The following is a 24,257-nucleotide window of genomic DNA, read 5'->3' as shown; positions in this document are numbered from 1 at the left end:
CGAAGGCGATCACGTTTTCTTTCACGGTGCGATCTTGCCGGTCGTCGGCTCTGCGGGCACTGTCCGGGTGGCGGGCGTGCTCGTCGTCGGCAATCCGGCGGGCCTGCCTGCCATGCGCTTGCGGACGGCCATGACGAGCCGAGTCAGCGCCACCCCGGTCGCCAGTGACAGCACCACCCCGAGCAACGGGTGGCCGCCGGCCAGCGGATACACCTGGTAGTGCGTGAGGTAGATGTACAGCGACGCCTCGGCGAGCACTCCGCAGATCCCCGCCACAGCTGCGGGGCAGCGCAGCGCGGGCAGCCAGATCAGCAACACAAATCCGGCCAGTACCAACATTTCCCGGTCGGGATTGCCGAAGTAGCCGTGCAGGCCCACGGCCAGCACAGCCGTGACGATCGTCCGTTGCCACAGCGTGCTCGCCTTCGCCGCGGCCCAGCCTGCGGCAAAGAACCAGAACGCGAGTACGGTGAACCAGGCCTCGCGACCGAGACCGAACCCGAGAAGGTCATAGCGCAGCGCCAGTCCCAGAACCAGTGCGGCCGCGGCGAATGCGAACGGTCGTCGGCGCTCCCACCGGTCGGCTCCGGGCAGCCAAGACACCACGGTCAATGCCACCAGTATCCAGACCAACACTTCGACGAACCACAGTCTGCCCGCCGTCATACTGTCCGGCGGCCCCAGGAACTTGTTGGCCAGCAACAGGTTCGACAGGTGGTAGTCATCGGTCAGGACCAGAGCGATGGCTACCCATGCGATCGACGGCACGGCGATCCAGGCAATCGTATTGCGAAGGTGCAGAACCCGTTGCCGCCGTGGTACCGGGGTGAGGCAGAAACGGCCGAAGTTGTATCCCGCCACACCGAGCAGCAGATGGGCCCCGCCCCACAGCTTGAACAGATCTGCGTGGGATCCGACGATGAGCACGATGGCGGCAGCACGCAGCGCCACACTCGTCTCCACCGTCGACCCCCAGCGACGCCTGGGTGCGGTGGTGGGCTGCAGCCGGTTCAACGGCATCAGATGCCATTGCGCGGGCAGGTGACCGAGGGCCTGTTCCAGCCGGACCGACATGGCCACGTAGGTCAGCGAGTTCCCGCCGAGGTCGACGAAACTGGCCCGGGTGTCGATGGTGGTGGGGTCGAGGTGCAGGACATCGGCGAACAGCCGCCGCAGATCCACAGCGTCGCTTCCCGCGTCGGGATCTGGCATGGCGGCCAGCCGGCGCACCGCGGGATAGTCCGGTTTACCGGAGGTCAGCCTCGGCAGCTCCGTGACCACGACCGCGCGCACCGCGGTGACCGGGACTCCCGCGGCCGCAGCGGTGAGCTGTTGCAGCTCGCTGGCACTGCGTGGCGTGGTTGCGGCCACCGCGATACTGTCCTCGTCCTCGGCGCACAGGACGGCGGTGTCGTGGCTGCGCAGCGCCGCCTCCAGACGCTGCAGGTCGATCCGCAGCCCGTAGAGCTTCACGAAACGGCTACTGCGGCCGACGATCTCGTAGAGGCCATCGGGTCCGCGTCGGGCGATGTCACCGGTTCTCAGCTCATCGACGGTGGCGCCCAGCGCCAGATCGCCGGGTCGCTGCGCGTATCCCATCATGACGTTGGGGCCGCGGTAGACGAGTTCACCGGTGCCGGCCGGCCAGTCGTCGTTCGAGTCGATCGACAGCACTCCGCCGGGGATGGGCCGTCCGATGCAGCCGGGATGTGACAGCGCCAATTCCGGTGGGAGGTACGCCATGCGGGCGGTGGCCTCGGTCGCGCCGTACATCACGAAGAACTTGCGGCCCCGTTCGCTGGCGTGTGCTGCCCACCGGCTGACCTGCTCGGGTGGCATGCGCCCGCCGGCCTGGGTGAGGTAGCGCAGGTGCGGCAGTTCCATCGCGTCGAAGCCGATCCGGTCGAGCAGATCGAAGGTGTGCGGCACCCCGGCCAGGCTGGTGCCGCGATGGCGACGGAACAACTCCCAGAACCGGTCGTCCACAACGGAGCGGCCGGTGAGGATCAGGCCGGCGCCGCGCAGCAGATGACTGTGCACCACCGACAGGCCATAGCAGTACGAGAGCGGCAATGTGGTTGCTGCCCGGTCGGTTTCGCGTATGTCGAGGTAATCGGCGATGGCGGCGGCATTGCTGATCAGGTTGACGCGCGACAGCCGCACAAGTTTCGGGGATCCGGTACTGCCCGAGGTGGACATCAGCAGCGCCAGGTCGTCGTGGAGGCGGTGGACCGGACGGCGGTGGCGATGGCGGATCCCGGACGCTTCGATCACGGTGTCGGGGTCGTAGGTGTCGATGATCGCGTGGTGATCGCGGTCGGCAGGTACCGGGATCACCACGTGGCCTGCCGCCAGTGCGGCCAGATAACGGGTCAGGGTGTCGGTGTCGTTGCGGGTTTCCAGCAGCACCAGCCGGCGGCCGGTGCCCAGCGACGGCATGGTCGCGGTGACCTCGTCGGCCAGGTCGCGGTATGTCAGCTGGGTTGTCTCGGTGTGCACCGCGACGCGATCACCGTGGGACCGTAGGCAATCCACCAGCGAGGCTGATGGAGTCACCGGAAAACCGTTCCGGTTCCGTGCACGTCGATGTGGACCTTGGTGTCGATCGCCGGGGGATTGAGGCTGTGCTGGCGCACCGTGACAGGTGCGGTGTCGCCGGATGGGTCGATGGTCAACAGCACATCATGGCCCAGGAATTCTGTCGCGATGACGGTGCCGAATCCGCCGGAGGTCCGGCTGCGCGCTTCGGAGTCCGAAATGGCGGTGGCGACAAGCTGTTCGGGCCGCAGGATGACGGTGGCGGGGCCGTCCGCGGTCTCCGGCTGCACAGGAACCCGACCGAGGATGCACTCGGCGAACCCGTCCGTCACAGTGCACGGCAGCGCGATGCAGTCACCGAGGAACTCCGCGGTGAACCGGTCATTGGGTTGGCGGTACACCTGCATCGGACGGCCGACCTGGGTGAACCGCCCATCTCGCATCACCGCGACCTGGTCGGCCAGTGACAGCGCCTCCTCCTGATCATGGGTGACCAAAAGCGTCGTCACCCCGGCCTCGGAGAGAGTGCGTGCGACCACTTTGCGGGTCGATGCCCGCAGTCCCGTGTCGAGGGCGCTGAACGGTTCATCGAGCAGCATCAACGCGGGTTTGCGGGCCAGGGCACGCGCGAGCGCCACGCGCTGCTGCTGACCGCCGGACAGTTGATGCGGTCGGCGGTCGGCGAATGAGCTGTCGAGGGAGACGGTTTCGAGCAGTTCGGTGATCCTGGCGCGTGCCGGGGCTCCGCGTAGCACACCGCGCAGCCCGTAGCCGATGTTCTGGCCGACGGTCAGATGGGGAAACAGCGCCCCGTCCTGGGCCACGTAACCGACGCGGCGTTGATGGGGCGGTACCCAGCTGTGCCCGGCGACCTCGCGTCCGTCGATGGTGACGGTTCCCGCGTCCGGGGTCTCGAATCCGGCGATGAGCCGCAACAGTGTGGTCTTTCCGCACCCGGATGCGCCGACGACCGCGGTGATGGTGCCCGGCTCGAGGTCCAGGTCGATTCCGTGCAGGACGGTGCTGCCGTGGAAGGATTTGGCCAGGACGCGGGTACTCAGGGTCGGTGTGGTCACAGCGCGGCCACCTTCGTCGACTGGCGGAACAGGATGAGCGTGACGGGGATCGCCAGCACCACCAGCATCAGTGCATACGGTGCCGCCGCGGGGTAGTCGAGTTCGCTTGCGTAGGACCAGAACCGCATGGACAGCGTGCGGGTGCCGGTCGGTGCCAGCAGCAGGGTCGCGGTCAATTCGGTGGCCACCGCCACGAACACCAGCGATGCGCCGGCCGCGGCGGCGGGGGCGGTGAGCCGCAGGGTGACCCGGGTGAAGGTGGCCCATGGCGCGCTGCCCAGCGAGCGCGAGGCCTCCTCCAGATTGAGCGGTACCTGCGCGAGCCCCGCCCGTAGGCTCACCAGTGCACGCGGCGTGAACAGCAGCACATAGGCGCCCAGGATCAAGAAGACCGTCTGGTACAGCGGCGGCACCGCCCGGATGGTGACGGTCACCAGCGCCAGCGCGGTGACGATGCCGGGCAGCGAGCTGGTGACGAAGTTGGCGCCCTCGACCATCCTGGCCAGTGCTCCGCTGCAGCGCACGGCGACCCATGCCACCGGAAACGCCAGCATCGTGGTGATCATGGCGGCCGCGGTCGCGAGCCCGATCGTCTGGCCGAGCGCCGGGCCCAGATCGTCGATCTCCCACACCGCGGACCCGCCGATCCACAGCCAGCGCAGGATGGTCCACACCGGCACACCCAACGCTGCCAGCATGAGCCCCAGCAGTGCGGCCTGTGCCGGTAATCTCAAGCGGCCCAACTGAACCGGTTCGGGTCGTCGCGGCGCTCCGGCGCCGATCCGCGCGAAGCGGGCCTGCCCGCGGGCACCGGCCTCGGCGACCAACAGCACCAGGCAGCACAACACCAGCACCCCGGCGAGCATGCTGCCCGCTGCGCCGTCGAATGTTGCCTGGAACTGTTCGAAGATGGCCGTGGTGAACGTGTCGAAGCGCACCATGGCGAACGCGCCGTACTCGGCGAGCAGGTGCACGGCGATCAGCAATCCGCTGCCGAGAACGGCGAGCCGCAACTGGGGCAGCACCACCCGGAACATCACGCCCGCGGTATCGGAACCCAGCGTGCGGGCCGACTCCTCGACCGCAGGGTCCAGGCGGCGCAGCGTCGCCGCGGCCGGCAGGTAGACGAACGGGAAGTACGACAGCGTCGAGACCAGCACGCCACCGGCCAGGCCGTGCAGCGAGGGCACCACCCCGACCCACGCGTAGCTGTTCACGAAGGCCGGAACGGCAAGCGGCGCAACGAACAACGGCCGCCACAGTGCGCGACCAGGCAGGTCCGTGCGTTCCACCAGCCAGGCCACCGTGACGCCGATCAGCACGCACAACGGCACCGTGATGAGCACCAAACCCACCGTGTTGAACAGCAATTCGCCGACGCGGGGGCGCAACAGGAGTTTGGCCGCCTGGGTGGGCCCCGTGCTGACGAACGCCCAGCCCACATAGCCGATCGGGATGAAGCTGGCGGCCACCAGCAGCGCCACGACAGCCGTCACCACCGGACCCGGCCGGTTGGACGTGGCCCGTGGCGGGAGTTGTTTCCCGACGACCGATGGGGCTGCCACGGCGTCAGTGCCTAGAGCAGACCCGCGGCCGTCATCAGATCGGACACCTTCTTGGCGTCCAGATCGGAGGGATCGACGGCGGGCGGATGCAACTGGTCGAGCGGCTTCAGCGCTGAATTGGCAGGGACACCGCTGGCCACCGGGTACTCGTACGACGTGCCGTTCTGCAGGACTTCTTGGCCGGCCTTGCTGGTGATGAACTGCAGGAACTGCTGAGCCTGCTGCTGCTTCTTGCTGGACTTCAGCACACCGCCGCCGGACAACGACAAGAACGCACCCGGGTCGCCGTTGCCGAAGTAGTGCAGCGCGGTGTTGCCGCTGATCTCCTTGGCTTTCGATTGGTCGCGGAACCAGTAGTAGTGGTAGACCACACCGCCGTCGACCTCGCCGTCGTTGACCGCCTTGAGGGTCGCGATGTTGTCCTTGTACAGCACGGCGTTGGTCTTCATGCCGGCCAGCCACTGGGCGGTCGCGGGTTCACCTTTGAGCGCCAGCAGGGCCGCGACGATGGCCTGGAAATCGGCCTTGGCCGGCGGCGCGCCCCAGCGGCCCTTCCACGTCGGCTGCTGCAGATCGAGCAGCGACGTCGGCAGCTGCTCGGGCCGCAGCTTTGTGGTGTTGTAGGCGAAGACGGTGGTCCTGGCTGCGACACCGGTCCATTTGCCGCTCGCCGGACGGTACTGCTCGGGCACCTGCTTGACGGTGTCCGCGGACACGTCGGCGAACAGGCCGGCGCGCTCCACCGCGGCCATGGCGGGCGAGTTCTCGGTGAGGAAGACGTCGGCCGGGGAGGCGCCCCCCTCGGCGACCAGCTGATTGCCCAACTCGGTGTCCCCGCCTTGACGGTAGGTCACCTTGATGCCGGTCTGCTTGGTGAAGGCGTCGATCCACTCCTTGGTCAGCGACTCGTGCTGAGCGTTGTAGATGAGCAGTTCGTCGCTCTTCTCCGAGCTCGTCGAGCAGGCCGTCGCACCCAGGGTGAGCGCGAGGATCGCGGCGACGGAGACGATGGGACCGGCGATCCGGCGCCACGTGCTTCGCATTGATGATTCCTTCCGCGCCGCGTGTGGCGCCCGTTGCCGAGTTGGTTAGCTGAGCATTGCCTAATAACTCTAGCTGGGCCGGCCTCACGGGTGCTCGTCGCGTCCGCCAGTCCGACGATGTCGGGCTCGATAGCCATACCTGAAGCAACTATTACAGTGAGGCATGGCTCGATCGATCGACCGTGCGAAGCGGGAGGAACTGCTCGCCTCCGCCGGCGCCGTGCTCGCTCGCACCGGGCTGACCGAGACATCGCTGCGGGCGCTGGCCGCTGAGATGGGCACCAGTGCCCGCATGCTCGTGTACTACTTCGGCAGCAAAGAGCAACTGACCCTCGACGTGCTCAACCGTCAGCAGCGGGCCGCGATACCCGAAACCGACGAACTCGATCTGCCCGTGTCGGTGGCGGCGCACCGCGAGTGGTGCATGCAGGATTGGCATGCCTGCACGCGTGGCGACCGCAGCGACACCCTGAGGGTCGTCCTCCAGGTGTTCGGTGCCGCGTGCGGGCGGGACAGCGCCTACCGTGAGTACACCTGGGAGACGCTGGCCCTGCTCACCAGGAACTCGCAAGCCCGGCTGGAGGCGCTCGGCATGCCCACCCACGTTGCTGAAACCCGGTCCCGGATCGCGTTGGCCGCGTTTCAAGGCTTGATCATCGAGTACTTCACGGCCGAGGACACCGCACACGTGGACGACACGTTTGTGCGCTTCGTCGACGAGTTCCTCTTGGCCCCCTTCGCGTCTGGCGCATAGGACCGCGGCATGGCAGGTGTTGACGAGTCGGCGCTTGTGGCCGCGGCAGGTTGCCGCGTCGAGCACCGCATGAGCGGTGCGATGCTTGAGATATGGATTGTGCAGGGCGGGTGCTGCGGTCGAGGCCGTGGTGAACGGAGTCGATGACCCTGTGGGCGGCACGGCTGGGCCCACCGAACCGGTCGCTGTGCCGTATCCCTACGAGTGGCCGCAACAGTATCCGTACGACTGGCGGCAACACCCACCGGCGTCCGCGCCGGGTCAGAGTCAAGGTGTGCTCGCAGTGCGGATCGTCGCAGCCGTGCTCGGTGGATGTGCCGCCGTGCCATGGCTACTGGTCGTGTGGATGGTCCTCTCGTCCGCATTCTCCACGAACCCGGCGCAGGATCCACACGGCTACGGCATGATCTTCGGGTTTCTCGCCTACCTTCCGCTGAGCGTGGTCTGCGCGGTGTTGCTGCCCCTGGCGTTGCCAAAACGACTGTGGTGGCGCGGCTTCGCGGTCTCAGCCGTGCTTCTCATTGCCATCACCGCCCTGCTGATACTCGCGATAAACCAGGCGTAATCCGGGGCAGAGATCTGGCGTAGCGTCGACACCGATGCCTGCCTTCGCCGACGCTGATCTGGAGCGCGCGTACTTTCGGGCCTACGACGCGGTCATGGCGCACTGGCCGGTATCGATCGAGACCATCGAGGTCGCTGGGCGGTATGGCACCACCCGGATCACCTCAGCCGGGCCGGCATCGGCACCGCCGTTGGTGCTGCTGCACGGCCTCGGTGCCACATCGGCGATGTGGTACCCCATTGTGGGAATGTTGGCCGACCATCACCGTGTCCGGGCCGTGGACATCATGGGAGAACCGGGCCGCAGCCGCCACGAAGGGGCTCCGATCGCCAGTATGGACGACCTGGTCGCTTGGCTCGCAGAGACTTTCGAGTTCCTCGAGCTATCCGCGGCCGACCTCTGCGGCCACTCGTTCGGCGGGCACCTCGCACTGCGATTCGCTCTGGCGCATCCTGCCCGGGTGCGGCGGCTGGTGCTGCTCGACCCGGTCCTCACGTTCGCCCCATTGCCGCCGGAGTTCGCCGAGTTCGCCCAAAACCGCGACGTCCATCCGTCTTTCGACAACGCCCGCGCGATGTTTGCACCAGGCGTCTCCGGAAGCGGGCCGGCGCGCGAGGCCTACGTGGACCTGCTCGCTCATGGCGCGGCCCACTTTCCGGCCTCACCTGTCGTGACGCCCGAGCTGCCCGATTCACTGCCGCCACTACCGGTGCCGACCCTGGTGCTGGTGGCCGGCGACAGCGCCGTGCACGACGCGCAACGCGCAGCACAGGCCGCGCGCCGGGCAGGGGCACGGACGGCGATCGTGCCGGACGCGGGGCACGGCCTGGTGACCGACGCGCCAGGGCCCGTCGCCGAAATGGTGCTGGACCACCTGCGCTGCCGGCCCTGAGCCGGTTTTCGTCACCCGACCCTGTGGATGAACTACAGGTTGGGGATAACTGACCCGTCCAGGCGGATTCTGTCGGGCCCAGGCCGCACGGTGTTGGCATGACTTCAATGACTCGGGCCGAGATCGGCGCGCTGGGTGAGCAATTGGCGGTGGAGCATATGGCGACCGTCGGGCTGCGGGCCCTGGTTCGCAACTGGCGCTGTCGCTACGGCGAGCTGGACGTGATCGCCGAGGACGCGGCCACAGGCACGGTGGTGTTCGTCGAGGTGAAGACCCGCACCGGCGACGGTTACGGCGGCCTGGCCGAGGCGGTGCCTGCGCAGAAGGTGCGCCGGCTGCGCCGGTTGGCCGCGCTCTGGCTGGCCGAACAGGACCGCAGGTGGTCGGAGGTGCGCATCGATGTGATCGGCGTACGCATCGGCAGGCGGCGTGAGCCGGAGATCATTCATCTGCAAGGGGTGGGTTGAGATGAGTTTGGGCAGAGCGTATTCGGTGGCCGTGCGGGGTCTCGACGGGGTGATCGTGGAGATCGAAGCCGACATCAGCTCCGGCCTTCCCGGTGTGCATCTGGTGGGGCTGCCCGATGCCGCGTTGCAGGAATCCCGGGATCGGGTGCGGGCGGCGATCACCAACTGCGGTGCCAACTGGCCGATGTCACGCCTCACGTTGGCGTTGTCGCCCGCGACGTTGCGCAAGGTGGGGTCGGCGTATGACCTGGCACTGGCCAGTGCGGTGTTGTCGGCGAACACCAAGACCGCGTGGGCCCGGCTGGAGAAGACGGTGCTCTTGGGAGAACTTTCGTTGGACGCTCGGGTGCGGCCGGTGCACGGTGTGCTGCCGGCGGTGCTGGCGGCCAAGCAGGAAGGGTGGCCGACGGTGGTGGTGCCGGTCGACAACCTGGCCGAGGCGAGCTTGATCGATGGCATAGAGGTGTTGGGTGTGAACACGCTGGGCCAGTTGCTGGCGTGGTTCGAGAACAAGGCTGATCTGGCGGCGCGGATCGCGGCGGGAGAACGCGTTGCTGAACCGACCGCTGACCTCGCCGACGTGGTCGGGCAGACGCAGGCCCGCTACGCGGTCGAGGTCGCCGCGGCCGGAGCGCACCACCTGATGCTCACAGGACCGCCCGGCACCGGCAAAACCATGCTCGCGCAACGCCTTCCCGGGCTCCTGCCGCCGCTGTCGCACGGCGAGTCGCTGGAGGTGACGGCGGTTCATTCGGTCGCGGGCCTGTTGGCGAGCGACACTCCGCTGATCACCCGGCCGCCGTTCGTCGCGCCGCACCATACGTCGAGCGTCGCATCGCTGGTCGGGGGAGGTAGCGGCATGGCGCGGCCCGGCGCGGTCAGCCGCGCCCATCGCGGCGTGCTGTTCCTCGACGAGTTTGCCGAGATGGGCACCAGTGCCCTGGAGGCGTTGCGAACACCTTTGGAGGACGGTGAGATCCGCCTGGCCCGCCGCGACGGGGTGGCCTGTTACCCGGCTCGGTTCCAACTGGTTCTCGCGGCCAACCCGTGCCCATGCGCGCCACCGAACCCTGTCGACTGCATGTGCTCGGCGCAAGCCAAACTGCGGTACCGGGGCAAGCTGTCGGGGCCGCTGGTGGACCGGGTGGATCTGCGCGTCGAGCTCAACCCGGTCAGCGCAGGCGTGTTCGTGCCGGACGCGGCGGAGTCGAGCGCCGCGGTCCGGGAACGGGTGGCGGTCGCCAGGTTCGCCGCGGAGGAACGATGGCGGTCGCACGGCATCCGTACCAACGCCGAGGTGAACGGACCACTCCTGCGGCGCGAATTCAGGTTGCCCCGGGCCACGATGGCACCACTGCAGGACGCTCTGGACCGTGGTCTCATCAGCATGAGAGGGGCGGACCGCTGTTTGCGGGTGGCGTGGACCCTGGCGGATCTGGCTGGACGAACGTCACCGGCGATAGCAGATGTGGCCACGGCGTTGAGCTTTCGTCAGGCCGGGGGGATGTCATGACCGAAGAGGAGCGACGAGCGTGGGCGTACCTGTCGCGGGTGGCCGAACCGCCATGCCCCCAGTTGGCTGCATTGGTGGCGCGGTGCGGCCCGGTCGAGGCGGCCGAGCAGGTGAAGACCGGAAAGACTGACGAGAAGTGGGCGCACCGGGTCGAGGCGCGTCGTGAGATGGATTGTGCCCAGGCGGATCTCGATATTCTCGATGGAATGGGTGGCCGGTTGATCACGCCGGACGACGAAGAATGGCCGCTGCTGTCATTCATGGCGTTCAAGGGGATTGACAATCGGTCGAACGGGCATCCGCCGTTGGTGTTGTGGGCGGTCGGGCCCGTACGTCTGGCGGATGCGGCAGCGCGGGCTGCGGCGATCGTCGGTACCCGCGCGGCCACCGCCTACGGCGAACATGTCTCGGCCGACCTCGCGGCGGGTCTGGTCTCCCGGGACTTCACGGTGGTGTCGGGCGGCGCCTACGGCATCGACGGCGCCGCGCATCGCTCCGCACTGGCGTGTGAAGGCATCACCGTGGCCGTGGTCGCGGGCGGCATCGACAACCCGTACCCGTCCGGGCACAGCGCCCTGTTCCGCCGAATCCGCGAGGATTGCCTACTCGTCAGCGAGTACCCGCCCGGAACCGCGCCCGGCCGGCTGCGGTTCCTTACCCGTAACCGGCTGGTGGCCGCGCTATCGGGTGCGACGGTCGTCGTCGAGGCGGGCCTGCGCAGCGGCGCCGCCAACACCGCGTCGTGGGCCGGGGGACTCGGCAGGGCGGTGTGTGCCGTGCCGGGGCCGGTGACATCGGCGGCCTCCGCGGGGTGTCACGCGCTGCTGCGAGGCGGAGCCAAACTGGTGACCCGGGCAGCGGATGTCGTCGAATTGGCCGGGCGGATCGGTGAACTCGCCGACGACGAGCCGCACCCGGCCGGCCCGCTCGACGCGCTCGGCCCCGACGAGAAGCGGGTCTACGACGCGCTGCCCTCGCGCGGTGGCCACACCGTCGACGAGATCGCGGTGGCAGCGGGAGTCCCGGCTCATGCGGTGCTGGGCCCGCTGGCCGTGCTCGAGATCGCCGGGCTGGCGTCGGCGGAGGCGGGTTGTTGGCGCCGCTACAGGCGGCGGAAGTGAGCCGGTGAATGATGAGGTCCCGCGATCCCGCATTCACCGATATCGTCGCTGCCATGGTGGCTGCCATCAACGCAGACCGGTACGAGTTCGCGATCGGTGTCATCGGCGGTGCGACGACGGTGATCGACTACGGCGGGGTGCGGTTCGTCTCCGATCCGACGTTCGACCCGCCGGGTCCGTTCGGCCCGTATTCCAAGGTCGAGGGTCCCGCCGTGCAACCGGAACAGCTCGGTCCCGTGGACGTCGTGCTGCTCAGCCATGACCTCCACATGGACAACTTCGATTACGCCGGTAGGGCTTTCGCCGCCGCGGCCGCACTCCTGCTGACCGGTGGTCAGGCCGCCGGTCGACTCGGGGGCAACGCCCACGGCCTCGCGCCCTATGAGTCGACCGTCATCGAACCGACAAATGGCGCGGCCGCGGTGACGGTGTTCGCCGTGCCGGCGCAGCACGGTCCCAGCGACGGCGAGCGTGACGAATACGGCAACATCAACACCGAGGTCACCGGGTTCGTCCTGCGCAGTCCAGAGCTGCCCACGGTCTACCTCAGCGGTGACAACGCGTCGCTCGCACCGGTCATGCAGATCGGGACCCGGTTCCCGGATATCAGCGTGGGAGTACTGCACATCGGCGCTGCTCGGGTCCCCGCCAAATTTTCCGGTCGTCCGTTGACCCTGACCTCGGACCGTGCCTCCGACGTGGCCGTCACGCTCGGCCTGTCAGATGTGATACCGGCACATTGCCGGGGGTGGTCGCTGTACAGCGAGGGGCCGGAGACCATCCGTAAATCGTTCGCGGATGCCGGGATTGGGCACTGTTTACGATCCGGTGAACCAGGTGTCTGGTCGTACATCGGCGGACCTGATCGCGACCGGTACACCCCAACGGACGCGCGGGGCTCCGTATAGTCGATGAGGTCGGCTAATCAATGGCCGACGTTCGAGTTTTTGGAGGCGGTATGGCGGGACGTCCGGTCCACACGTTTGCGGTGGTGCGTCGTGAGCAGATGACGCCACACATGGTCAGGGTGATACTCGGTGACGCGGGTCCGGGCACCGGGTTCGACACTTTTTCGCCGAACGAATTCACGGATTCCTACGTCAAACTCGTCGTCGTGCCCAACGGGGTGGACGTCGACGCGCTGCCGCAGCCGTTGACCCTCGACAGTTTCGCCGAGCTGCCCACCGCACATCGCCCGACCGTGCGGACCTACACCATCCGGCAGGTCGACACCGAGCGCCGCGAGATCGCCATCGACTTCGTCGTCCATGGTGATCAGGGTGTCGCAGCACCGTGGGCGGCAGCCGTAGTCCCAGGACAGCCCGCTTATCTGATGGGGCCGAGCGGTGCCTACGCGCCCGACCCGGAGGCCGACTGGCACCTGTTGGCCGGTGACGAAGCCGGGCTACCGGCGATCAGTGCGGCCTTGGAAGCCCTGCCCGACAACGCGGTTGGCAAGGCATTCATCGAGGTGGCTGGCCCCGATGACGAGGTGCCCTTGACCGCCCCCGCAGGCGTCGACGTGACCTGGATATACCGCGGCGGTCGGGCCGACCTCGTCGGTGAGGACCGGGCCGGCGACAACGCGCCGCTGATCGAAGCCGTCAAGACCGCCCACTGGCTGCCAGGCCGGGTGCAGGTGTTCATCCACGGTGAGGCCCAGGCGGTCATGCACAACCTGCGGCCCTACATCCGCAAGGAACGCGGTGTCCCGGCGAAGTTTGCCGCGTCGATCTCCGGGTATTGGCGCCGCGGACGCACGGAGGAAACGTTCCGGCAGTGGAAGGCCGAGCTGGCAAAAGCCGAGTCCGCCACCACCGGCTGAGGTCGAACTGGCAGGGTAGCCGGCATGGCATTCGGCGACTACCAACTCGAGATCTACCTCCAGGGCCTGGCCGGTGTTCTGCCGGGTCTGCCGATGGACTACGCGGGACTGGAGGCCAAGGCGCAGGCCGCCATGCCACCGTCGGTGTGGTCGTATGTGGCCGGCGGGGCCGGTGACGAACGCACCCAGCGGGTCAACCGCAGCGCGTTCGACCGGTGGGGCCTGATGCCGCGCATGTTCAACGCGCACAAGGAGCGTGACCTCAGCGTCGAGGTGTTCGGCCTCACGCTGCCCTCGCCACTGTTCATGGCTCCGGTCGGGGTGCTCGGCATCAGCAGCCAAGACGGACACGGTGATCTCGCCGCTGCCCGTGCTGCCGCGAAAACCGGTGTGCCATTGATGCTTTCGACGTTGACCGAAGATCCGATGGAAGATGTCGCCGCGCAATTCGGTGACACCCCCGGCTTTTTCCAGCTCTATACGCCGACCGACAGGGAGTTGGCGGCCAGCCTGGTACAACGCGCCGAGGCCGCCGGGTTCAAGGCCATCGTCGTCACGCTGGACACCTGGGTCCCCGGATGGCGCCCGCGCGACCTGGCGACCTCGAACTTCCCTCAGTTGCGTGGCAAGTGTCTGGCCAACTACACCACCGACCCCGTGTTCCGCGCCGGGCTGGCCCAGCCGCCCGAGCAGAATCCGCAGGCCACCGTGCTGCGTTGGGTGAGTCTGTTCGGAAACCCGCTCACGTGGGACGACTTGCCGTGGCTGCGGTCGCTGACGACTCTGCCGCTGATCGTCAAGGGCATCTGCCATCCCGACGACGTCCGGCGCGCCAAGGACGGGGGAGTCGACGGCATCTACTGCTCGAATCACGGTGGCCGCCAGGCCAACGGCGGTCTCCCGGCGATCGACTGTCTGCCGGGCGTCGTCGAGGCTGCCGACGGGCTGCCGGTGTTGTTCGACTCCGGCGTCCGCAGCGGCGCGGACATCGTCAAGGCGCTCGCGCTGGGGGCGACCGCGGTCGGTGTGGGCAGGCCCTACGTGTACGGGTTGGCCCTCGGCGGCGCGGATGGCGTTGTGCACGTGCTGCGTTCGTTGCTCGCCGAGGCGGATCTGATCATGGGCGTCGACGGCTATCCCACCCTGTCCGACCTCACGCCCGACGCGTTGCGCCGAGTCGAGTAACAGATCAGGTAGTCGGCTACGCGTGCTGGCGGCCGTCGGCACGCCCAACATGATGGGATGCCATCGCCATCACCGCTCGCGCCACTGCGACCCGCAACAACTCTCGACGAGGTCGTCGCCGACATCGACGCCGTGATCGACTGGTCGATCGAAGCGCCGAGCCGACTCGGCTATTTCGCCGCCCTGTACAAGCGGATCACCGTGGCCGTGAAGACAGCGGTATCCGACGGAGTGTTCGAGGACGGCCCCCGGCTGGCGCGACTCGACGTGGCGTTCGCCAACCGCTACTTCGACGCGCTGAACGGCTACTTCCACCCGGACGGGTACGCCAAACCGACGCGGTCGTGGCGGCTGACCTTCGACGCCGCGGCCCGGCCGGAGCCGATCATGTTGCAGCACATGCTCGCCGGAGTCAACGCGCACATCGGCCTTGACCTCGGCATCGTCGCGCAGGCCGTCGATACGGCGACCCGCGACATGAAGACCGACTTCGATCGGATCAACGCGGTCCTGGCGAGCCAGGTCAGCGGCGTCATCGCCGACATCGACGAGCTGTCACCCGCGTTGGCCGACATCTACGCGGTGCTCATGAAGAACGAGATCTTCCTGATCGACCAGTCGGTCACGGCCTTCCGTGACGACGCCTGGCGATTCGCGACAGTGCTGGCGCTCGAGCCGGGTTTCCTGCGGCCGGTGACGATCCGCGTCCGCGACGTCACCGTCGCCGGGCAAGGGGCGCTCGTCTATGACCCGCCGGACGTTGTCGGGCTCATCCAGACGGCGATCGACGCGATCGCGGCACGGGAGAGCCGCGACGTCGTCCGCAACATCCGCGTGCTCGACGAGATCGCCGCAAATCCGGCACCCATGCCTGCGGCGCTCTGAGGGCTGGCGGGAAAGCCCAGGTAACTGACGCTGGCCCCAGATTATTCACTGATGTAGCATTTTCCTTCATGACTGTAGGAACAGTCCGCGAACGGGCCGCACACCTCGGCCCGGAACGGCGTCGTCCACAGGTGCTCGACGCCGCACTGGCGGTCGTCATGGAGCACGGCGTCGCGGCGGTCACGATCGGTGCGGTCGCCAAACAGCTCAAGGTGACCCGCCCGGTGGTGTACTCGTGTTTTCCCGACCGCGTCGAGCTCATCCGGGCGCTGCTCGAACGCGAATTGGGGCTGCTGCTCAACGACGCGATCGAGGCGCTGCCGTACGGCAAGGCCGATGCCGACGAGACGGTGTTCGTCGAGGGCTTTCAGGCCCTGCTGCGCACCGTGGCGAGACGCCCGTACTCCTGGCGGTTGGTGATGAGTGCCGACCCCGATCCGGCCGTCGCCGACCATTTCCGCAACGGTCGAGCGGTGTTGGTGGCCAAGGTCTCTCGACGGTTGGCGCCGACGCTGCAACGGTGGGGCACCGTCGACGCCGACAAGAAGCTGCCGGTGCTCGTCGAACAGTTCGTGTCCAGCTGTGAAGCCGCCGTGCGGACACTGCTGCACGACGACGGAAAAGCCTGGACCCCAGACACATTGGGTGCCTTCATCGGAGCGGCCACCTACCGCGCGTTCCGCACCGCCTGACCGCACGAACAGAGGAGTTCTCCCATGTCCGATCTGCAGCCGATGGCTGACTACGGCTTCTTCGGGCCGGAATCGGTGACCTGGAAAGTCTGGGGTCATGCGACCACCCCGATCATCGGGTTGCAGCGCGCCGTGGTGGTCGAGGAACTCGACCCCGCACTGATCGCCGCAGTGGACACCACCGGCGCGAACTACGACCGGCCCCGCACCCGGTACGACCGGACCGTGCGCTACTTCGCCATGGTCGCATTCGCCGACACCGAGTCGGTGCTCAAGGCGGCTGACGTCCTGGTAAAGGTGCACTCGAAAGCCATCGGCACCGAACCACTCAGCGGTAATCCCTACGACGCCAACGATCCTCACTCACAACTGTGGATCTTGCTGACCGGCTGGCATTCGGTGCTCAAGGCCTACGAGCTCTACGGTGGCGGCAAGCTGACCGCCCAGGAAGAGGCCCGCTACTGGCAGGACTGTGCGACGGCCGCAGAGTTCCAGACCTGCGACCCGCGGGACGTTCCCCGCACCCGTGCGGGCGTCAACGAGTACTTCGAGCAGATGCGGCCGCACCTCGCCGTCAGCGAAGCCGCCCGCGCCATGATGAACCATCTGCTCAACGCCAAGGTGGTGCTGCCGCCCACGCCGAAGATCGCGAGTCCCGCCGTGGAGATTCTCAACTGGTTTCTGCGGGCAGGCACCATCGCGACCATGCCGCGCTGGATGCGCCGGCTCAGCGGGTTCGACCAGCCCCGCCTGATCGACCTGGTGGTGCGGCCCGTGCTCAAGCTCGGCTTCGGTGTGGTCGACCGCGTTCCCCGGCTGAAGTTGTTGGTGGCCAAGGTGATCGCACCGTCAGTGGTCCCGGTGGCGGGGCCCTACATCATGGGCATCCCACCGCGGTCGGCCACAGTGCTCACGCCCGACGAAGGGCGCCGCCGCCACGGCTACGTCAAACCTGCTGATGCGCATAGAGAGCTGCGCGCCCGTCAGCACGAGCGGGTGTTCGGGCACGGACAACTACCCAGTGATGAGGGTCTCATCGAATCTCAGCCCTACCTCGGGAGTTTGGCGTGACCACCCGCCGGACGGCGACGAGATGAAGCCGTGATGCCGGGGCGCGGCGCGTCGGATGCGTGAGGTTCGGGTGTCTGTCACGGTAGGACCATGGACACCGGCGGGCAGGAGTGCAGCGACGCGGGGACATCGCGTGTCCTCGACGAGTTCGACGAGTTCCTCGCGTTGCAGAGAGGTCGGTCCGAGCACACCCGGCGGGCCTATCGCGGTGACCTCCGGTCGTTGTTCGACTACACCGGCGGCGGGCTGGAGACGCTGACCCTGCCGACGCTGCGATCCTGGCTGGCTGCCCAGTCTGCGGCCGGGGCGGCGCGCACCACGCTGGCCCGCCGCACGTCGTCGGTCAAAACGTTCACCGCATGGGCCTGCCGGCGCGGGCTGCTTGCCAGCGACCCGGCGGCGCGGCTGCAGGCACCCCGATCCCGTCGCAACCTGCCCGCGGTGCTGCGTCAGGATCAAGCGCTCGATGCCATGGCCGCACTGAATTCAGGTGCAGAGCAAGGGGATCCGCTGGCGTTGCGCGACCGGCTGATCGTCGAGATGCTCTACGCCACCGGTATCCGGGTCAGCGAGTTGTGCGGGTTGGACATCGACGACGTCGACCGCGAACGACGGGTACTGCGAGTTCTGGGCAAGGGCAACAAGCAGCGCACGGTGCCGTTCGGCGAACCGGCCCAGCAGGCGCTGACCTCATGGCTGTCCAACGGGAGGCCCGCGGTCGCCACGGCAGACTCCGGGCCGGCGCTGTTGCTGGGCGCGCGCGGTGGGCGCCTGGACCCGCGGCAGGCCCGCACCGTGGTGCACCAGACAGTGGCCGCGGTCGACGGCGCGCCGGACATCGGCCCGCACGGCCTGCGACACAGTGCGGCCACGCATCTGTTGGAGGGTGGCGCTGATCTGCGTGTCGTGCAGGAATTGCTCGGCCACACGACGCTGGCCACCACGCAGCTCTATACCCACGTCACCGTGGCCCGGCTGCGCGCGGTGCACGATCAGGCCCACCCGAGGGCATGACCCGCTCGGTCGTAGACCTTCCATCCGGACCGGTCTCCTATCTCACCTGGGCGCCAGACCGTCCGGCGTCGACAGTCGTGTTGTTGCACGGCGGCGGGGTGGACAACGCGTCGTTGTCGTGGGGCGGGCTCGGCCCGCGGTTGGCCCAGGCCGGCCATCGCGTCATCGCCCCGGACCATCCCGGTTTCGGGCACAGCGCACCCGCGCGGCTACCGGTGACGCAGGAGCGGCTCATCGCGTACGTGGGGGAGTTGGTCGACGCACTCGGTCTGCGGCGGTACGCGATCGGCGGTCTGTCACTCGGCGGCGGCATGACCATCGGCCATGTGCTGGACCGGCCTGACGGGGTGACCGCCGCGATGCTGCTCGGCAGCTACGGTGTCATGCCGCGGCTGTCGGACGGGCCGTTGTCCGCTGTGCGCCAACTGGTCACGTGGGCGGCGCTGCGTGCCGGCCTGCTGGGCGCGGCCACCACCTGGGTGGGCGGCAATCGCAGCGCGATGGTCCGCAGCATGCAGGCGTTGATCACAGACCCGCAGCAGCTCACCGACGAGCTGATGGACGAGGTCATGGCAGCTGCGCGCCAACCGGACGGATTCAAAGCCTTCGAACAGTGGCAGCGTGACCAGGTCAAGTGGAACCGGTTGCGCACGGATTACACCCGGCGGTTGGCGTCGCTGACGTGTCCGGTGCTCATCGTCCACGGCGATCGCGACCCGGGCGTGCCGGTCGCCCGGGCCCGCGCGGCCGCGGCGCTGATCCCGAACGCACGCTTGAAAGTGATTGCGGGGGCCGGGCATTGGGTGCAGCGGGACCGGCCGGACGCGGTGCTCGACGCGATGATCGAGTTCTTGGACGCTAACGCAGCAGCTTGATCACCTCGGCCAGGTGCCCGAGCGCCGATTCGCGGCCCGGCCACGCGTCGAACACGGTCCAGTAGCTGATCCCGAAGCGGCGCTGCCGGTCCGCCAGCGCTTCGGCCATCTGCTCGTAGCTGCCGAGCAGGACGAACGGGGATTCCAGCAGCAGGTCCGCCGGAACGCCGAACGGCCCGGCGAGCTCGGCTGCGGTGGGAGCTGGGTCCGCGGTGTGCACGACGAACTGCAGCAGTGCATTGAGTTCGACGGCGTCGAAGCGGTCACCCGCGGCGTCACGAACGACGCCGATCCGGTCCAGCAGGCCGGTGGGATCGAAGTGGGTCAGCCGCACCTCGGTGGCGTCGTGGCTGTGACTGAAACCGGCCAGACCCGCGATATCGGCTGCCCGGCCCGCCAATTGCAGCACGCGCGTGCCGTTTCCGCCGATCAGCAGAGGAACATCGACTCCCGGCGGCGCGACGAGCTGACCCGCGTCTGCCCGCACGCAGTAGTGCGCGCCGTCGACGTCCACGGCCGCGCCGGCCAGTAGCGGGCGGATCACCTCGACCGACTCGATCAGCCGATCCACCCGGGTGGCGCCGGGATCGAATTTCAGGCCGGCCGCGTCATATTCGGATCTCATATGGCCGGCACCCAGGCCCAACTCGAACCGGCCGCCGGAAAGCGCTGCCAGGCTTGCGGTTTCCCGCGCGGTGTCGACCGGGTGGCGGAGGTCGTTGTTGAGCACCAAGGTGCCGGTGTGTAGCGAGGACGTCACCGCGCATGCCGTCGCGGCACTGACGAAGGGGGACATCGACGCCACGAGATGGTCGGGAATCGTCAGTACGTCGAACCCGGATTGCTCGACACCGACCGCGAATTCGGTGAAATCACGTCCCCGGGGCAGCGCGGTGTGCAGACCGAAACGCATCGGTCGGTCGCGGTGTGCTGCCGCTGCAGTGGTCATTGTTCCGACGATAGGCCGCTCCGGTCGCGGCGGTGAGGGTGCGCAAACTGCTGGCGATCGGCTGCGTGCCGGGCAACAGACACGCACGCTCGCCTCACGGGCCGAGCGGCTTGAGTCGGATGGAGGTGTCGGCCAGTAGTCCCAGCGGATCGACGTAGTCGGCCCGCGCGGCGGGCCCCCACATCGCACCCCAGTGCAGGCACGCGGCCACCGGGCAGCCGGCGTGGCCCGCCACCAGCTCGCCGAGCAGCTGCCCGGAGGTGACCACCTGTCCGCGCCGCACCGTGGCGAGCACCGGTTCGTAGCTGGTGTGCAGGCCGCCGGTATGAGCGATGGACACCAGGGGCCGACCGGCGAGAATCCCCGCGAACACCACGGTGCCCGGGCCTGCGGCGTAGACGGGTTGTCCCGCCGTGCCGGCGAGGTCGACCCCGCGGTGACCGCGGTTCCAGTTCGGCGCCGGTGCGTCGAACGCGCGGGTCACCGTGGGCCGCGGTGTCACCGGCCACTGCAGCCGCGCGCCTTCGGCGCGTGCGGTGCCCGGCCAGGCGAGTGCGGTGACCGCCAGCACCGCAGCCAGCCTCATCATCAGATCAGTTCAGCGCGGCGGCTCACTGATGGGAAGCCCGGAGTCGCGGGTCTGTGGATAACCTCGATCAAGAGTGAGGGCCCTCCCGCCAAGCCCTGGCTGCGCGGGGTCAAAGCACCCCGGCGCAGCGTGTAAACTTCTACCCGCAGCTCGCCGAGCGGGCTGACTTCGCGTGTTCGCGCCACGACCGCCCCAGCGGGGGTCGTAACCGGATGCCGGCGGTCCTGACCTGGGATTCCAGGGCGGGTCCGGCAACCAGTGGACACCAGGGCCTGGCATCACCGATACCGGGCGACAACCGACAATAAAAGGACATCGGCTCACTATGGCTGTTGTAACCATGAAGCAGCTGCTCGACAGCGGCGCACACTTCGGGCATCAGACCCGACGCTGGAACCCCAAGATGAAGCGGTTCATCTTCACCGACCGCAACGGCATCTACATCATCGACCTGCAGCAGACGCTGACCTACATCGACAAGGCGTACGAGTTCGTCAAGGAAACCGTTGCCCACGGTGGCAGCGTCCTGTTCGTCGGCACCAAGAAGCAGGCGCAGGAGTCCATCGCCGATGAGGCCACCCGCGTCGGCATGCCGTACGTGAACCAGCGCTGGCTGGGCGGCATGCTCACCAACTTCTCCACCGTGCACAAGCGCCTGCAGCGCCTCAAGGAGCTCGAGGCCATGGAGCAGACCGGTGGCTTCGAGGGTCGCACCAAGAAGGAAATCCTCATGCTCACGCGTGAGAAGAACAAGCTTGAGCGCAGCCTCGGCGGTATTCGCGACATGCAGAAGGTGCCATCGGCCATCTGGGTCGTCGACACCAACAAGGAGCACCTGGCGGTCAACGAGGCCATCAAGCTGGGCATCCCGGTCATCGCGATCCTCGACACCAACTGCGACCCCGACCAGGTCAACTACCCGATCCCGGGCAACGACGACGCGATCCGCTCGGCAGCTCTGCTGACCAAGGTGATCGCCTCCGCGGTTGCCGAGGGCCTGCAGGCCCGCGCCGGCCAGGGTGGGGCCAAGCAGGACGCCGAAGGTGCCGAGCCGCTCGCCGAGTGGGAGCAGGAACTGCTCGCCGGGGCGACCGCGGCCCCCGCCGAGGGCGGTGCCGAAGGTGCTCCCGCATCTGAATCATCCACTGACGCTTCCTGATTTTCTTCAGTCCAAGGAGGACTGCCTACATGGCTAACTACACCGCCGCCGACGTCAAGCGGCTTCGGGAGCTGACCGGTGCCGGCATGCTCGACTCCAAGAACGCGCTGGTCGAGGCCGAAGGCGATTTCGACAAGGCTGTCGAACTGCTGCGTATCAAGGGGGCCAAGGACGTCGGCAAGCGCGCTGAGCGCGCCACCGCCGAGGGCCTGGTCGCCGCCAAGGACGGCGCCCTGATCGAGCTCAACTCGGAGACCGACTTCGTCGCCAAGAACGCCGAATTCCAGGCGCTGGCCGATCTCGTCGTCGCGGCTGCCGCGGCGTCGAAGGCCACCGACGTCGAGGCGCTCAAGGCCGCCAAGGCCGGCGACACGACCGTCGAGCAGGCCATCGCTGACCTGTCGGCGAAGATCGGCGAGAAGCTCGAGCTGCGTCGGGTCGCCTACTTCGACGGCACCGTGGAGACCTACCTGCACAAGCGTGCGGCGGACCTGCCGCCGGCCGTCGGTGTGCTGGTCGAGTACACGGGCGCTTCGGAAGAGGCTGCGCACGCCGTGGCGCTGCAGATCGCCGCGCTGAAGGCCAAGTACCTCACCCGTGAGGACGTGCCGGAGGACCTGGTGGCCAACGAGCGCCGCATCGCCGAGGAGACTGCCCGCAACGAGGGCAAGCCCGAGCAGGCGCTGCCCAAGATCGTCGAGGGTCGTGTCACGGGCTTCTACAAGGACGCCGTGCTGCTCGATCAGCCGTCGGTGTCGGACAGCAAGAAGACCGTCAAGGCCCTGCTCGACGAGGCCGGTGTGACCGTGACCCGGTTCGCCCGCTTCGAGGTCGGCCAGGCCTAGCAACTAGTCGCTCTCATGGGCCGGCGGTACCACTTGGTACCGTCGGCCCATGAGTCGTTTCAGCGCCTTTGGCGACGACGCCCTCGGTGAGCACGACGCGGTTGGACTCGTCGAAGAACTGCGGGCCGGCCGGGTCTCGGCCGCCGAACTCGTCGAGGCTGCCATCGCCCGCACCGAGGCCGTCAACCCGACCCTGAACGGGCTGGCGTTCGAAGCGTTCGATCGCGCCCGTGCCCGGGTGGCCGCTCCGAGCCGCTATGGCGGCTATTTCGATGGCGTACCGAGCTTCATCAAGGACAACGTCGCCGTCGAGGGCATGCCCACCATGCAGGGCACCGACGCGTGGGAGCCGCGACCGCAGCGCGCCAACGGCGACTTTGCGCGGGCCTACCTCGCCACAGGCCTTGTGCCGCTGGGCAAGACGCAGTTGTCCGAGTTCGGCTTCAGCGCGTCGGCCGAGCACCCGCGGCTCGGACCGGTACGCAACCCATGGAATCCCGACTACACCGCCGGTGCGTCCTCATCGGGTTCGGCGGCCTTCGTCGCGGCCGGGGTGGTGCCCATCGCGCACGCCAACGACGGCGGCGGCTCGATCCGGATCCCGGCCGCCTGCAACGGTTTGGTGGGACTCAAACCGTCCCGCGGCCGGTTGCCCCAGGACGCCGAATTCCGCCACATGCCGCTGCGGATCGTTTCCGACGGTGTCGAAACCCGCTCGGTGCGTGACACCGCGGCGTTCTACCGGGAGATGGAGCGGGTGTACCGCAACCCCAAGCTGCCGCCGATCGGCGATGTCAGCCGTCCCGGCAAGCAACGGCTGCGCATCGCGGTCTGCACGCAGTCCATCGTCCGCGACGCCAGCCCGGAGATGTGCGAATACACCCTCAAGACAGCGGCGCTGCTCGAAGAACTCGGCCACCGGGTCACTCCCATCGGCAATCCCGTGCCGGCCCAGTTCAAGGACGACTTCCTGCTGTACTGGGCGTTTTTGGCCTATGCCCTGGTGCGCGGCGGGAAACGGAGCTTCGGGCCGAGCTTCGACCGCGACCGGCTGGACCATCTGACCCTCGGGCTCGAACATCTGGCCGGCGGCCATCTGTACAAGCTGCCGGTGGCCATCACCCGATTGGTGCGCTCCCGCCGGATCACCGAACGGCTGTCGAACAGCTACGACGTGGTCCTCATGCCGACGCTGGCCGAGACCACGCTGCCGATCGGCCGTCTCGACCCGACGGCCGACTATCACCAGATCATCGACCGGCTCATCGACTGGGTGGCTTTCACGCCTTTGCAGAACGCCACCGGTGACCCGGCCATCTCGCTGCCGTTGGCCCAGACCGCCGACGGGATGCCGGTCGGCATGATGTTCTCGGCGACCCTCGGCCGCGAAGCGCGCCTGCTGGAGCTGGCCTACGAACTCGAAGAAGCCCGGCCGTGGCGGCGCATTCAAGACCCCGCTCCGCGGCGCCGAAAAGGTACCCGAAAAGCGCCGTAGCCGGCCGCTGAATTGTTGCCTGTGAATTAGCCAAAGCGCAGTTATGATGACCGGCGAGTATTGCCGAAACGGGGGGATGTGCATGGGGCCGGGTCCGGATAACGAGCCGGGTGAGCAGTTCCAGCCGGGCGAGGACTAT

23 protein-coding genes are annotated in these 24,257 nt (G+C 67.9%); 17 read left to right on the top strand and 6 right to left on the bottom strand.

The annotated features are described in order from the left end of the window. Positions 1–21: 21 nt before the first annotated feature. The 4 genes from BTO20_RS23105 to BTO20_RS23090 are packed head-to-tail and all read right to left on the bottom strand — an operon-like array spanning position 22 to position 6,222. Complete coding sequence (locus BTO20_RS23105) at positions 22–2,556, bottom strand: AMP-binding protein (RefSeq protein ID WP_087078437.1); 2,535 nt, start codon at positions 2,554–2,556, stop codon at positions 22–24. Then, positions 2,553–3,614 (bottom strand): ABC transporter ATP-binding protein, encoded by a 1,062-nt coding sequence (locus BTO20_RS23100; protein WP_087078436.1) that lies wholly within the window; start codon positions 3,612–3,614, stop codon positions 2,553–2,555. The genes BTO20_RS23105 and BTO20_RS23100 overlap by 4 nt, the downstream gene beginning before the upstream one ends. Then, entirely contained in the window at positions 3,611–5,179 is a 1,569-nt protein-coding gene (locus BTO20_RS23095; protein ID WP_087078435.1) for an ABC transporter permease, read from the bottom strand. The genes BTO20_RS23100 and BTO20_RS23095 overlap by 4 nt, the downstream gene beginning before the upstream one ends. A gap of 11 nt (positions 5,180–5,190) precedes the next feature. Further along, positions 5,191–6,222 carry an iron ABC transporter substrate-binding protein gene (locus BTO20_RS23090; RefSeq protein ID WP_087078434.1) on the bottom strand — a complete coding sequence of 344 codons (1,032 nt, stop codon included), beginning with the start codon at positions 6,220–6,222 and terminating at the stop codon, positions 5,191–5,193. Between the two features lie 163 nt (positions 6,223–6,385). Between BTO20_RS23090 and BTO20_RS23085 the strand changes: the two genes are divergently transcribed. The 14 genes from BTO20_RS23085 to BTO20_RS23020 all read left to right on the top strand — a co-directional run bounded on the left by BTO20_RS23085 (position 6,386) and on the right by BTO20_RS23020 (position 19,081). Further along, positions 6,386–6,976, top strand: a complete 591-nt coding sequence (locus BTO20_RS23085) for a TetR/AcrR family transcriptional regulator (protein WP_087078433.1) — start codon at positions 6,386–6,388, stop codon at positions 6,974–6,976. Between the two features lie 127 nt (positions 6,977–7,103). After that, positions 7,104–7,541, top strand: coding sequence for a hypothetical protein (locus BTO20_RS23080; protein WP_157680311.1), 438 nt, complete (start codon positions 7,104–7,106; stop codon positions 7,539–7,541). Positions 7,542–7,575: 34 nt separating this feature from the next. Further along, entirely contained in the window at positions 7,576–8,433 is an 858-nt protein-coding gene (locus BTO20_RS23075) for an alpha/beta fold hydrolase (RefSeq protein WP_087078431.1), read from the top strand. A gap of 98 nt (positions 8,434–8,531) precedes the next feature. Beyond that, positions 8,532–8,900, top strand: a complete 369-nt coding sequence (locus BTO20_RS23070; protein WP_198344030.1) for a YraN family protein — start codon at positions 8,532–8,534, stop codon at positions 8,898–8,900. 1 nt (position 8,901) lies between these two features. Next, the gene (locus BTO20_RS23065) at positions 8,902–10,413 is read left to right on the top strand and encodes a YifB family Mg chelatase-like AAA ATPase (protein ID WP_087078429.1); all 1,512 of its coding nucleotides are present in this window, start codon (positions 8,902–8,904) and stop codon (positions 10,411–10,413) included. Continuing rightward, positions 10,410–11,534: a DNA-processing protein DprA gene (gene dprA, locus BTO20_RS23060; protein ID WP_087078428.1), complete on the top strand. Its 1,125-nt coding sequence runs from the start codon at positions 10,410–10,412 to the stop codon at positions 11,532–11,534. The genes BTO20_RS23065 and dprA overlap by 4 nt, the downstream gene beginning before the upstream one ends. Positions 11,535–11,542: 8 nt before the next feature. Further along, complete coding sequence (locus tag BTO20_RS23055) at positions 11,543–12,442, top strand: MBL fold metallo-hydrolase (protein WP_232490829.1); 900 nt, start codon at positions 11,543–11,545, stop codon at positions 12,440–12,442. 50 nt (positions 12,443–12,492) lie between these two features. Then, complete coding sequence (locus BTO20_RS23050; protein ID WP_087078427.1) at positions 12,493–13,359, top strand: siderophore-interacting protein; 867 nt, start codon at positions 12,493–12,495, stop codon at positions 13,357–13,359. 24 nt (positions 13,360–13,383) lie between these two features. Further along, positions 13,384–14,544, top strand: coding sequence for a lactate 2-monooxygenase (locus BTO20_RS23045; protein ID WP_087078426.1), 1,161 nt, complete (start codon positions 13,384–13,386; stop codon positions 14,542–14,544). Positions 14,545–14,601: 57 nt separating this feature from the next. Next, the gene (locus BTO20_RS23040; RefSeq protein ID WP_087078425.1) at positions 14,602–15,429 is read left to right on the top strand and encodes a DUF5995 family protein; all 828 of its coding nucleotides are present in this window, start codon (positions 14,602–14,604) and stop codon (positions 15,427–15,429) included. A 68-nt stretch (positions 15,430–15,497) separates the two neighbouring features. After that, on the top strand, positions 15,498–16,121 hold the full coding sequence (locus tag BTO20_RS23035; protein ID WP_087078424.1) for a TetR/AcrR family transcriptional regulator: 624 nt from the start codon (positions 15,498–15,500) through the stop codon (positions 16,119–16,121). Between the two features lie 24 nt (positions 16,122–16,145). Next, positions 16,146–17,192, top strand: coding sequence for an oxygenase MpaB family protein (locus tag BTO20_RS23030; RefSeq protein ID WP_087078423.1), 1,047 nt, complete (start codon positions 16,146–16,148; stop codon positions 17,190–17,192). A 90-nt stretch (positions 17,193–17,282) separates the two neighbouring features. Then, on the top strand, positions 17,283–18,206 hold the full coding sequence (locus tag BTO20_RS23025) for a tyrosine recombinase XerC (protein ID WP_087078422.1): 924 nt from the start codon (positions 17,283–17,285) through the stop codon (positions 18,204–18,206). After that, positions 18,203–19,081 (top strand): alpha/beta fold hydrolase, encoded by an 879-nt coding sequence (locus tag BTO20_RS23020; RefSeq protein WP_087078421.1) that lies wholly within the window; start codon positions 18,203–18,205, stop codon positions 19,079–19,081. The genes BTO20_RS23025 and BTO20_RS23020 overlap by 4 nt, the downstream gene beginning before the upstream one ends. Here BTO20_RS23020 and BTO20_RS23015 read toward each other — a convergent pair. Further along, positions 19,065–20,030 (bottom strand): TIGR03621 family F420-dependent LLM class oxidoreductase, encoded by a 966-nt coding sequence (locus tag BTO20_RS23015; RefSeq protein WP_198344029.1) that lies wholly within the window; start codon positions 20,028–20,030, stop codon positions 19,065–19,067. The two genes, BTO20_RS23020 and BTO20_RS23015, sit on opposite strands and share 17 nt — an antisense overlap. 94 nt (positions 20,031–20,124) lie before the next feature. After that, a complete protein-coding gene (locus BTO20_RS23010) occupies positions 20,125–20,619 on the bottom strand; it encodes a M23 family metallopeptidase (RefSeq protein WP_087078419.1) in 495 nt (164 codons plus the stop codon). A gap of 325 nt (positions 20,620–20,944) precedes the next feature. On the opposite strand from BTO20_RS23010, the gene rpsB reads away from it, so the two are divergent. From rpsB to BTO20_RS22995, 3 genes are read left to right on the top strand one after another with little or no spacing between them, the layout of a single operon-like run. Beyond that, entirely contained in the window at positions 20,945–21,778 is an 834-nt protein-coding gene (gene rpsB / locus BTO20_RS23005; protein WP_083162313.1) for a 30S ribosomal protein S2, read from the top strand. A gap of 29 nt (positions 21,779–21,807) precedes the next feature. Further along, positions 21,808–22,623 (top strand): translation elongation factor Ts, encoded by an 816-nt coding sequence (gene tsf / locus BTO20_RS23000; RefSeq protein WP_087078418.1) that lies wholly within the window; start codon positions 21,808–21,810, stop codon positions 22,621–22,623. Between the two features lie 49 nt (positions 22,624–22,672). Further along, a complete protein-coding gene (locus BTO20_RS22995; protein WP_087078417.1) occupies positions 22,673–24,118 on the top strand; it encodes an amidase in 1,446 nt (481 codons plus the stop codon). Positions 24,119–24,257 lie beyond the last annotated feature (139 nt).

The sequence above is a fragment of the Mycobacterium dioxanotrophicus genome (assembly GCF_002157835.1).
Taxonomy (GTDB): Bacteria; Actinomycetota; Actinomycetes; order Mycobacteriales; family Mycobacteriaceae; genus Mycobacterium; species Mycobacterium dioxanotrophicus.
Note: the sequence above shows the minus strand (reverse complement) of the source record. Positions and strands in the feature narration are given on the sequence as shown.